The 9,966-nt window shown below is 68.7% G+C and carries 11 protein-coding genes and 1 pseudogene; 9 read left to right on the plus strand and 3 right to left on the minus strand.

Annotated features, from left to right (window positions below; all coding sequences use genetic code 11):
• Positions 1 to 114 precede the first annotated feature (114 nt).
• The 3 genes and pseudogenes from Q7W02_10405 to Q7W02_10415 all read right to left on the minus strand — a co-directional run bounded on the left by Q7W02_10405 (position 115) and on the right by Q7W02_10415 (position 2,031).
• Positions 115 to 297 (minus strand): annotated as a pseudogene (locus tag Q7W02_10405) (hypothetical protein).
• Positions 298 to 409: 112 nt separating this feature from the next.
• Positions 410 to 1,843, minus strand: coding sequence for an amidase (locus tag Q7W02_10410; protein MDO8476582.1), 1,434 nt, complete (start codon positions 1,841 to 1,843; stop codon positions 410 to 412).
• Positions 1,840 to 2,031 carry a hypothetical protein gene (locus tag Q7W02_10415; GenBank protein ID MDO8476583.1) on the minus strand — a complete coding sequence of 64 codons (192 nt, stop codon included), beginning with the start codon at positions 2,029 to 2,031 and terminating at the stop codon, positions 1,840 to 1,842. Before Q7W02_10415 ends, Q7W02_10410 begins: the two co-directional genes overlap by 4 nt.
• Positions 2,032 to 2,123: 92 nt before the next feature.
• On the opposite strand from Q7W02_10415, the gene Q7W02_10420 reads away from it, so the two are divergent.
• From Q7W02_10420 to Q7W02_10460, 9 genes are read left to right on the plus strand one after another with little or no spacing between them, the layout of a single operon-like run.
• The gene (locus Q7W02_10420) at positions 2,124 to 2,789 is read left to right on the plus strand and encodes a GntR family transcriptional regulator (protein ID MDO8476584.1); all 666 of its coding nucleotides are present in this window, start codon (positions 2,124 to 2,126) and stop codon (positions 2,787 to 2,789) included.
• A 47-nt stretch (positions 2,790 to 2,836) separates the two neighbouring features.
• Positions 2,837 to 4,051: an amino acid ABC transporter substrate-binding protein gene (locus tag Q7W02_10425; GenBank protein ID MDO8476585.1), complete on the plus strand. Its 1,215-nt coding sequence runs from the start codon at positions 2,837 to 2,839 to the stop codon at positions 4,049 to 4,051.
• Positions 4,048 to 4,728, plus strand: a complete 681-nt coding sequence (locus tag Q7W02_10430; GenBank protein MDO8476586.1) for an isochorismatase family protein — start codon at positions 4,048 to 4,050, stop codon at positions 4,726 to 4,728. Before Q7W02_10425 ends, Q7W02_10430 begins: the two co-directional genes overlap by 4 nt.
• Positions 4,722 to 5,591 (plus strand): branched-chain amino acid ABC transporter permease, encoded by an 870-nt coding sequence (locus tag Q7W02_10435; GenBank protein ID MDO8476587.1) that lies wholly within the window; start codon positions 4,722 to 4,724, stop codon positions 5,589 to 5,591. The genes Q7W02_10430 and Q7W02_10435 overlap by 7 nt, the downstream gene beginning before the upstream one ends.
• A 43-nt stretch (positions 5,592 to 5,634) precedes the next feature.
• A complete protein-coding gene (locus tag Q7W02_10440; protein MDO8476588.1) occupies positions 5,635 to 6,549 on the plus strand; it encodes a branched-chain amino acid ABC transporter permease in 915 nt (304 codons plus the stop codon).
• On the plus strand, positions 6,546 to 7,256 hold the full coding sequence (locus tag Q7W02_10445; GenBank protein ID MDO8476589.1) for an ABC transporter ATP-binding protein: 711 nt from the start codon (positions 6,546 to 6,548) through the stop codon (positions 7,254 to 7,256). The genes Q7W02_10440 and Q7W02_10445 overlap by 4 nt, the downstream gene beginning before the upstream one ends.
• Positions 7,246 to 8,034, plus strand: coding sequence for an ABC transporter ATP-binding protein (locus Q7W02_10450; GenBank protein ID MDO8476590.1), 789 nt, complete (start codon positions 7,246 to 7,248; stop codon positions 8,032 to 8,034). Before Q7W02_10445 ends, Q7W02_10450 begins: the two co-directional genes overlap by 11 nt.
• Positions 8,031 to 8,762 (plus strand): isochorismatase family cysteine hydrolase, encoded by a 732-nt coding sequence (locus Q7W02_10455; GenBank protein MDO8476591.1) that lies wholly within the window; start codon positions 8,031 to 8,033, stop codon positions 8,760 to 8,762. Before Q7W02_10450 ends, Q7W02_10455 begins: the two co-directional genes overlap by 4 nt.
• 9 nt (positions 8,763 to 8,771) lie before the next feature.
• Positions 8,772 to 9,683 (plus strand): halocarboxylic acid dehydrogenase DehI family protein, encoded by a 912-nt coding sequence (locus Q7W02_10460; GenBank protein MDO8476592.1) that lies wholly within the window; start codon positions 8,772 to 8,774, stop codon positions 9,681 to 9,683.
• Positions 9,684 to 9,966: the final 283 nt, after the last annotated feature.

A 9,966-nucleotide genomic window follows, 5' to 3' on the forward strand; every position in this document is an offset into this window, starting at 1 on the left:
GGCGAGCCCCCGGGTCATCACCATCGCGTTCGGCAGCGGCGACTACACGCGCGACCTGGAGCTCCCGGCCATCCGCTGGTCCCTCGAGGGGACGGAGATCTTTTACGCGCGGGCCAAGCTCATCGTGGACGCGCGGGCGGCCTGATGGCCACCGACCTTCAGGCCGTCGCGGTTCGGGCGGATGTGGTTGGCGTGGTGAATCATCCACGTCGAGAGCGACAAGACCTTGCGCTCGAGGGCTCTCAGACAGGCGAGCCGGCTGGCGTCGATGGGGCCATGGACAGATCTGCGCGTCATGACGACGGGCATTCCGCGACTCCGTGCTGGCTCGTCCGACAAGTGTGGCTGTCCAAACGCGTGCTCAGGGATCACGGACGGCGGGCAACTGGCATCGAGAGCCCGACGAGCCTCACGAGCCGACTGGAGGGTTGGGCCGGCGCCGGTGCCAGTCCGTGGCCTGCTCGTAGGCGTGTGCGGCCTGGAGCACGCGTGCCTCGTCGTACGGTCGTCCCACGAGCTGAAGCCCGATGGGGAGCCCCGCCTTCGAGAAGCCGCACGGCACCGAGATCGCCGGCGCGCCGGCCAGCGACGCCGGAGTCGTGTGGGAGCGATGGCCGAAAAACCGGCGAGCCGCCACGTCCTTGCTGGTGACGGGGTCCTGCTCCCTCTCGATGAGCGGGGACGGCGCGTGCATGGTCGGGCAGAGCAGCAGGTCGTGAGTGGCGAGGGCGTCGAGCACCCGCTGGCGGATCAGCGCGCGGGCGCGGTTGGCTTGGTGATAGAGCGCTGTCGGCAGCAAGCTGGCGGTGAGCAGCCGCCGGCGCGTCCCCTGGTCGTAGTCGCTCGGTCGCGTCTTGAGCCACTCGAGTTGGCGCGCGGTCGCCTCGGAGTCGCACACCGCCATGAACGTGGCGCCGGCGAGGGCGAGGAGTGGCAGCGAGACGTCCTCGATGAGCGCCCCGAGCTTTCCAAGCAGCGTGGCCGCCTCGAGGACGGCAGCCCTCACCTCCGGCTCGGTTCCACCACCCTCGGTCAGCTCGCGGACGACCCCGACACGGAGGCCTCGAATGTCCCCGGTCAGGGCTGCCGGGTAGTCCGGAACCGGCCGCCGCGTCGTCAGCGGCTCCCTCGTGTCGTGCCCCGCGATCACCTTCAGCACGAGCCCGGCGTCAGCGACGGTGCGGGTAAGGGGGCCGGCGGTGTCCATGGACCAGCTCGCTGGGAACGTTCCGTGGCGAGAGACCAATCCCCATGTCGGCCGCAGGCCAACCGTGCCGCACCAGGCGGCGGGGATCCGGATCGAGCCTCCGGTGTCCTCGCCCAGTGTGAAGGCCGCGAGCGCGGCGGCCGTCGCGACGCCCGACCCACCGGATGAGCCGCCGGGGTGATGCGCCAGGTTCCACGGGTTCCGCGGCTGACCGAAGGGAAAGTTGACGGTGCCACCCAGCGCGAACTCGGAGAGGTTCAGCTTGCCGAGAAGGATTGCGCCCGCTGCGGTAAGCCGTGCGACGACCGTGGCATCCGCGTCGGGCACGAAGGCCTCGAGGATGCGCGATCCGAGCGTGGTACGGATGCCCTTGGTGTCGAACTGATCCTTCACCGCGAATGGAACTCCGAGGAGCGGGGCCGGGTCACCGGCGGCCAAGGCGCGCTCGGCTCGTCGGGCCGCCTCACGGGCCTCGGCCGGACACACCGTGATGAACGCGCGGAGCCGTCCGTCGAGGCGGTCGATCCGATCGAGATAGCAATCCACCAGTTCGACCGGTGAAACCTCCTTCCGGCGAACGAGGGCCGCCAGGTCGGTCGCGCTGAGCAACGCGAGCTCGTCGCCGGGGCGGCTCATGATGCGCGGTCCGGGTCGACGGGCGCGGGAACCGGCTCGGGCGCGTCGGCGGCGAGTTCGCTTAGCGGCAGCAGTGCCTCAATGAACGCGTTCAGTCGATGCGTCACCTCGGCCAGATCTTCTCGACTCATCGGGAGCCCGAGGGTCGCCGCCATTGCCTGCACCTCGGATTCTTGAAGGTTTGCCATTGGAGCCCCCATTCGAAGAGCGCGGAAGTTTGACTGACTCAAAGCGGCTGCGCCATCTTGACAAACTGATATGCTTACAGTATACGACTGGCATGTCAACTGGTACCTCAGGGCCACTGAGACGGCACCTCGCCTATGACACCATCCGGGCGAAGATCCTGTCTGGAGAGTTCCCGCCCGGAAGCACCCTGTCCGAAGCGGAGCTGGCCAGCCTTCTGGGCATCAGTCGGACGCCGGTCCGCGAGGCGCTGCAGCGGCTGCAGGAAGAGGGGCTGGCGACGATCCTCCCGCGCCGCGGCGCGCTGGTGCGGATCCTCACGCTGCCCGAGGTCCGCGAGATCCTGCTCGTCCGCGAGGCGCTGGAAGGGCTGGGCGCCCGCCTGGCCGCCACGCACATCAACCGCGCCACGCTGGATGGGCTCCGTGCGCAGTGGCAGGAGACGCTCGACACCCTTGAGGGGTCAGCCCTCCAGGCGCTGGACAAGGAGGGGGTGCAATTCCACGCCGCGATCGTCGAAGCCTCCGGCAACCGAACGCTGGCGCGGATGCTGGAGGCCGTCCGGGGACGCATCGAGGGCACGCGACAGATCTATCTTCACAGCTCGGGCGAGACGGCGCTCCGGCGAGCCCGTCTCATCTGTGAAGAGCATCTGAGGGTCCTCGACGCCCTGGAGGCCGGCGATGCCGACCGGGCCGAGGTCGCGATGAAGGAGCATCTGCGGCAGATCCGCGCCGAGACGATCGGCGCGGTCGAGTAAGGCAAGTCCACCCCGACAGCAGGAGAGATCCTGATCAGGAGACGACGATGAAGGCTTTTCGGCCGCTGCTCCGTCTTGGTGTGCTCGTGATGGTGGGAGTCCTCGCGCTCACGGGCGGTTCCGGGCTGACAGGCGCCGCGCGAGCCCAGGACAGGAAGCCGATCGTCATCGGCGCGTCGATCGCCGTCACCGGGCACCTCGGCCTGGAAGGGATCCGGATGAAGGAGGGCTACCAGTGGTGGCAGGACCAGGTGAACAAGAAGGGTGGCCTCCTCGGGCGGCCGGTGGAGATCAAGTTCTACGACGACCAGAGTACGCCCGCGACCGGCGCCAAGCTCTACGAGCGGTTGATCACCGAGGACAAGGTCGACCTGGTCCTCGGGCCGTATCACAGCGCCGTCACCTTCGCCGTGGCGCCCATCGTGGAAAAGCACGGGATACCGATGGTCGCCTCGGGCTCGGCGTCGCTCACCATCTTCAGCCAGGGCTACAAGAACGTCTTCATGGCCGTCAGCCCTGTCAGCGAGTACGTGCGGGGGCCGCTTGAGCTCGGGAAGAAGCAGGGGCTCCAGACGGTCGCGATCCTCAACGAGAACCTCACGGTCTTCAAGGACATGGCCGACCAGACGGAGAAGATCGCCAAAGAGCTGGGCATGAAGGTCGTGGTGCGCGAGGAGTACCCGTCGAAGGTGACGGACTTCAGCGCGCCCCTCAGCAAGATCAAGGCGGCCAGGCCCGACATCCTGATCGGCTGCACGAACTTCCCCGACGCGGTCAACATCACCAAGCAGATGAAGGATCTCGACGTCGACGTGAAGGTGTACGCCTCGAGCGTGGGACCGGCCATCCCCGAGTTCTACAAGAACCTCGGCAAGACGGCCGAGTTCGTGTACGGCGCCTCGCAGTGGGAGCCGAAGCAGTCAGGGCCCCCCGGCCACAGGGAGTTCGTCGAGAGCTTCACCATGCAGTTCGGTCATCAGCCCGATTACCACCACATGATGGGCGCCAAAGGCGCGACCATTTTCCAGAGGGCGATCGAGAAGGTCGGCTCGCTCGACAAGGACAAGATACGCGAGGCCCTCCGCACGTCGAAGTTCGACACGCCGTGGGGACCGTACGCCGTTGACGAGCGCGGCGTCCAGGTCGCGCACAAGATGGTCGTCGTCCAGTGGCAGAACGGCGAGAAGCAGGTCGTGTGGCCCGAGGCCCAGGCGACGGCGAAGCCGCGCTTCCCGACGCCGGCTTGGCGGGAGCGGAAGTGATCGACGGAGCCGAGGGCGAGGGAGCCTTCTTCCTCGCCCGCGGGTTCAACCGGCGGCTCGGCTTCGGGCACCGCCCGGCGGTGCTGGTGATCGACTTCATGCGGGCGTTCACCGATCCTCGCTCCCCGTTGGGGGCCGCTCTCGATCGGGAGGTCGCGGAGACGGTTCACCTAGTCACCGTCGCCCGGGCCGCCGGCGCCCCGATCATCTACACCGTGGTGGCCTACGACGAGCCCGGCGAGCGGGATGCGGGGCTCTGGCCGCTCAAGGCGGAGGGCCTCCGGATGCTGCGGGCGGGCAGCCCGGCGGTGGCGCTCGATCCTCGCCTCGAGCGCGGGCCAGAGGACGTGGTGCTGGTCAAAAAGCACAGTTCCTCGTTCTTCGGCACGGACCTGGCCAGCCAGCTGAACTGCCGCCAAGTCGACACGCTCATCCTCGTCGGCTGCTCGACGAGCGGCTGCGTGCGGGCCACCGCCGTCGACGGGTTGCAGAGTGGGTTCAGGGCCATGGTCGTACGGGAGGCGGTGGGCGATCGCTCCGCGGCCGCGCACCGCCAGAGCCTGTTTGACCTCGACGCCAAGTACTGCGACGTGGTCGGCGTCGCGGAAACGCTCGCTTACCTCGCGCGGGTCCGGAACGGCGTGGCCGAGCCCGCGGCGGTCGCCACCCGATGCTGAGCTGGGAGTACGTCGCGCAGGTCGTGGTGAGCGGACTCCTGGCCGGGGGCGTGTATGCGCTGCTCGCCATGGGGCTCACGCTGATCTTCGGCGTCATGCGGGTAATCAACATTGCTCACGGCGAATTCGTGATCATCGGCGCCTACGTGACCTACTGGGCGTTCGCCCTCGCCGGCCTCTCGCCGCTGGTGTCGCTCGTGCTCTCCATCCCGATCCTGTTCGCCTTCGGCATGGTCCTCCAGCGCGTGGTCATCAAGCGGGTCATCGGCGCGCCCCAGCTCTCGTCGCTCCTGGTCGCGTTCGGGTTGTCGATCATGATCGTGAACGTCGCCCTCTACGTGTGGACCGGGGAGTACCGCTCGATCCCCTATCTCGAGGGCTCGCTGCGGGTGGGCAGCCTCGCCTTCTCGCGGGCGCGGGTGGTCGGCGTCGTCATGGCGCTCCTCATCGCCGCCGCCTTCTTCGCGTTCCTGAAGTGGGGCCGGCTGGGGAAGGCAATCCGGGCCACCGCCCAAAGCCGCGAAGTCGCCGCCGCCTGCGGCATCAACGTCGGGCGCGTCTACACCCTCACCTTCGGCCTTGGCGCGGCGCTGGCAGGCGCGGCGGGCACCCTCGTCAGCTTCATGTTCTCGTTCTATCCCGAGGCCGGGCAGGTCTACACGTTCAAGTCTTTCGCGGTCGTGATCCTCGGCGGCATGGGCAGCTACGTCGGGGCGCTGGCCGGAGGGCTGATCCTCGGGCTGGCCGAGGGCCTCTCCCAGCTCTTCCTCTCCTCGAAGGTTGGCGACGGCGTCGCGTACGTCCTGCTCGTGCTGATCCTGCTCCTCCGTCCACAAGGGCTGTTCGGTGACTCGCGCGAGTAGCGACGCCGTTCCCCGACTGGAGCGCCGAGATGCCCGCGCGCTCATGACTGCCGGTGGCGCGTTCGCGATCCTGTTCCTCCTCGCGCTGCCGACCTTCGGCACCGCGTACACGCAGAACGTTCTGATCCAGATGTTCACGTTCGTGGCGCTCGCGTCGAGCTGGAACATCATCTCGGGCTTCACCGGCTACATGTCGTTCGGGCACGTGGCCTTTTTCGGCCTCGGCGCCTACACCTACGCGCTTCTGGTGACGCGGGCGGCCGTCGCGTGGCCGCTGGCCGTGCTGGCCGGCGGGGTTCTGGCGACCGCGCTCGCCGCCGCCATCGGTCTCACCTGTCTCCGTCTGCACGGCCACTACTTCGCCATCGCCACCTTGGGCCTCGGCGAGGCGCTGCGCATCGCGGTGCTCGGCTGGGACGACGTCACCGGAGGCGGCAATGGCATCCTGCTCACCCCGGTCAAGGAGCTGGTCTCCTCGTACTACGGGATGGCCTTGGTCGCCGCGCTCGCCATCGGGCTCTCGTGGGCCGTCGCCCGGTCGCGCTTCGGGCTCTCGCTCCTCGCCATCCGCGAGGGGGAGGTGGCGGCGGGCATGCTCGGGATCAACACGACGGCGTGCAAGCTCTGGGCGTTCATGCTGAGCGCGGCGGCGCCCGGGATGGCCGGGGCCCTTCACGCGCGGTTCCTCGGCTTCATCGAGCCCGCTTCGATCTTCGCGGTGCTCATCACCGTACAGATGGCCGTGTTCGCGCTCTTCGGCGGCCGGGGCACGGTGAGCGGGCCGATCCTGGGCACCTGCCTCCTCTTCCTGTTCCAAGAGCAGGTGTGGGCGCGCTTCCCCTACCTGCACCTCTTCATTTTCGGCCTGGTGCTCGTCCTCACCGTCCTGCTGATGCCCAAGGGACTGCTTGGGTTGCTCGAGGACCGGGGCTGGATCGCCAAGGGCGTGGTGCGGTGAGCGAGAGCCTCCTGACCGTGACGGATCTCGTCAAGCGCTTCGGCGGCGTCTCCGCCCTCGACGGCTGCTCGCTGAAGGTCGCCAAGGGGAACATCACCGGGCTGATCGGGCCAAACGGCTCGGGCAAGACGACCCTCTTCAACCTGATCTGCGGCCTCGACACGCCTGACGCCGGGCGGATCGTCTTCAGGGGCGAGCGACTCGACCGCCGTCGGCCCCACGAGATCGCCCGCCTGGGCGTCGGCCGGACGTTCCAGCTCATCCAGGTGTTTCCCGAGCTGACCTCGCTCGACAACATGATGGCCGCCGCCCGCGGTGGGAGCTGGGGCCAGAGCCGGGCGCGTGCGTTCGAGCTGCTGGCGTTCGTGAACCTGACGCAGCTCCGGGGCGAGCGCGCCGGCAATCTCTCGTTCGGACAGCAAAAGCTCCTGGAGTTCGCGCGGATGCTGATGAGTGATCCGGGGCTGCTGCTCCTCGACGAGCCGGCGGCAGGGGTGAACCGCGTCCTCCTTGAACGGCTGCTCGACCACATCCAGGCGCTGCGCGAGCAGGGCAAGACGATCGTCATTGTCGAGCACGATATGAACGTCGTGATGAACCTGTGTGAGTGGGTGTGCGTGATGGATCAGGGCCGCCTGCTCCTCGAGGGGCCGCCCGAGGTCGTCCGGGAGGACCCGCGGGTCATCGAAGCCTACTTTGGTCGCTGAGCGGACGGGAGACCACGCGATTCTCGACATCGGGGACATCGCCGCGGGCTACGGCAAGATCGAGATCCTCCACGGCGTCTCGCTCCGAGTGGCGCCGGGCGAGGTGATCGCCATCATCGGGCCCAACGGCGCCGGGAAGTCGACGGTGCTCAAGACGATCATGGGCTACCTCCGTCCCTCCCGCGGTCACGTGACGTTCGACGGCCAGGGCATCACCGGTCTCCGGACGGACCTGATCGTCGGCCGTGGCCTGGGCTACGTCCTCCAGGGGCGCATCGTCTTCCCCCAGATGACGGTCCGCGAGAACCTCGACATGGGGGGCTACCTCGAGCGCGACGCGCGGCGTCGGGCACAGGCGGTCGAATGGCTCTTCACGCTCTTCCCCCGGCTCGGCGAGCGCAAGACGCAGCGCGCCGGGAGCATGAGCGGCGGCGAGCAGCAGATGCTGGCCATCGCGCGGGCGTTGATGCTGCGTCCGCGCCTCCTACTCCTCGACGAGCCGTCGCTGGGGTTATCGCCGCGCTACGTGAGCCTCGTCTTCGAGAAGATCCAGGAGCTGAACCGGCAGCAGGGCATGTCCATCGTGATGGTCGAGCAAAATGCCCGTCGGGCACTCGAGATCGCGGACCGGGGGTACGTGCTGGACGTCGGAGAGAACCGGATCGAAGGGACAGGCAAGGACCTCCTGGACGACGACGAGGTCAAGCGCCTGTACCTCGGCTATCAGATGACACGAAGCGCCGGCCGCCGGGCCCCGGCCAAGGAGAGTCGACCGTGAAGACCGACAAGCGCTGGATCGTTGGGGTGGAGCGGTTCCCGCGTCCGCTGCAGAGGTTCGAGATCGACCCGCGGCGCACGGCGCTCCTGATCGTGGACATGCAGAACTACCTCCGGGGACCCGAGGTCGGGCTGGGCAAGATCATCGGCGAGGACCTCCCGGAGGTCGCCGCCTACTATTACCCCCGGGTGCGGGAGATGGTGGTGCCGAACAACGTCCGGCTCCTCGAACTCTTCCGCAGCCACGGGCTGCCGGTGGTGTTCACCTCGGTCGGGCCCGAGCTGCCCGACGGGAGCGACTTGCCGCGGTGGCGACGGATCGACCCGCACGACGGCACGGTGGAGGGCGAGCCGCGTACTCGATTCCCGTACTACTCGAAGGCGGCCTGGGAGCGACAGATCATCGACGAGCTGAAGCCGAGTCCCACCGAGCTCGTGCTCTACAAGAACACCTCGGGCGCCTTCAACTCGACCGCCATCGACCACTTTCTCCGCAACATGGGGATCGAGGGCCTGGTCGTGACCGGCATCGCGACGAACTTCTGCGTCGAGACCACGGCGCGCGACGCCGCCGACCGCGGCTACAAGGTCGTCCTGGTGGACGACGCCTGCGCCACCTTCGATCAGGCCTCCCACGACGCCACCATGCGCAGCTTCGTGCGCATCTACGGCCTGGTCCGGGATACCGACGAGATCCTCGCGGACTTCGGACGCGAGCTCGGGGGATGACGATCGCTGATGACCGTGCGAGGGGATGACCTCACGGACCCGATGACGCTCCAGCGGCAGATCGAGGAGGCGCAGGCAACCGGCGCGGCCGCCGCGCTGTATTACGATCTCAGGGCCACCCTGCGGTCGTCGTTCGTGCCGACCGTCTACAGGATTCTCGCCGCTTACCCGGCCTACTTCGAAACGGCCTGGACGAGGCTCCGGCCGAACCTCGCCACACGCGATACCGAGCGAGCGGCTGACGCGATCCACCGGGCCTGCGTGGCCCGGATCGAGGCCCTGGTGCCGCCCGATCGCGGTGCCACGGTGGCGCTGGCGCCGGCCGTGCGGCGTGAGATCGGTGGCGTCCTGAAAACCTTCGTCGCGGTGAACCCGAAGAACCTCCTCACGGTGACTGCGCTCTTCGAGGCGTGGCAGGGCCGGCCCATCACCGGTGACCCGCGCGCCGGCGACTGGCAGCCGATTTCAGCCGGAGTTCCCGACGGGATGCCACCGATTCCGGTGCTGCCCCAGGGCGCCGACGATCCCCGCGTGCGCGAGATCTTCGCCGAGGCCGCCGCGGTCATGGGCGGGGCGGCCGTGCCGAGCATCTACCGCACGTTGGCCCGCTGGCCCGACTACCTCGCCGCGGCGTGGCGCTCGCTGGCGGACCCCGCGCGCGGCGCGCGCCTGCGGGCCCAGGCCGTCCCGGTGTTGATTGCCGAGGCGACCTCCCTCTGCCACGGGCTACCGTTCCCCTTCGCCCTCGACCGCGCAACAGTCGCCGCCACGCTCCCGGCCCGCGACGTCGAGGCCATCGAGGCGACGCTCGCGCGCTTCCAGCGCGGCATCACGGAGGCGATGCTGCAGATCGCCTGCCTGCTGCGCGATCTCGAGGGTGCGGCGGCGCTGGGCGCGCGGCCGTTCGGCGTCCCGGCGTGAGCGCGCTCGTGCGAGACGCGGGTGGGGTCGTTGCGCTCGAGCCAGCCGGGCGCCACCCGGACATGCCCGCCCGCGCCGGCTCTGCCCGCACGCCGTTACCGGGCAAACTGTCGGCGCTGGCCACTTCCATCAACTCGAAGCGCCCGAGCAGGTCAACGCCATGATGGACCGCTTCCTGACCCTGGCCGTCCTGGAACCGGTCGGGTGGTCCCGATGAGCGCCGCCGACACGTCGCTGCCACTTCGCTCGCTCCTGTTCGCCCCGGGCAACGAGCCGCGCAAGG

It is taken from the genome of Candidatus Rokuibacteriota bacterium (genome assembly GCA_030647435.1).
Lineage (GTDB): Bacteria > Methylomirabilota > Methylomirabilia > Rokubacteriales > CSP1-6 > AR37.

What these genes read in the sequence shown, in the direction of transcription:
- Q7W02_10410 (MDO8476582.1), bottom strand. Translation starts at nt 1,843, where the DNA reads ATGAGCCGCCCCGGCGACGAGCTCGCGTTGCTCAGCGCGACCGACCTG.
- Q7W02_10415 (MDO8476583.1), bottom strand. Translation starts at nt 2,031, where the DNA reads ATGGCAAACCTTCAAGAATCCGAGGTGCAGGCAATGGCGGCGACCCTC.
- Q7W02_10420 (MDO8476584.1), top strand. Translation starts at nt 2,124, where the DNA reads ATGTCAACTGGTACCTCAGGGCCACTGAGACGGCACCTCGCCTATGAC.
- Q7W02_10425 (MDO8476585.1), top strand. Translation starts at nt 2,837, where the DNA reads ATGAAGGCTTTTCGGCCGCTGCTCCGTCTTGGTGTGCTCGTGATGGTG.
- Q7W02_10435 (MDO8476587.1), top strand. Translation starts at nt 4,722, where the DNA reads ATGCTGAGCTGGGAGTACGTCGCGCAGGTCGTGGTGAGCGGACTCCTG.
- Q7W02_10440 (MDO8476588.1), top strand. Translation starts at nt 5,635, where the DNA reads ATGACTGCCGGTGGCGCGTTCGCGATCCTGTTCCTCCTCGCGCTGCCG.
- Q7W02_10460 (MDO8476592.1), top strand. Translation starts at nt 8,772, where the DNA reads ATGACCGTGCGAGGGGATGACCTCACGGACCCGATGACGCTCCAGCGG.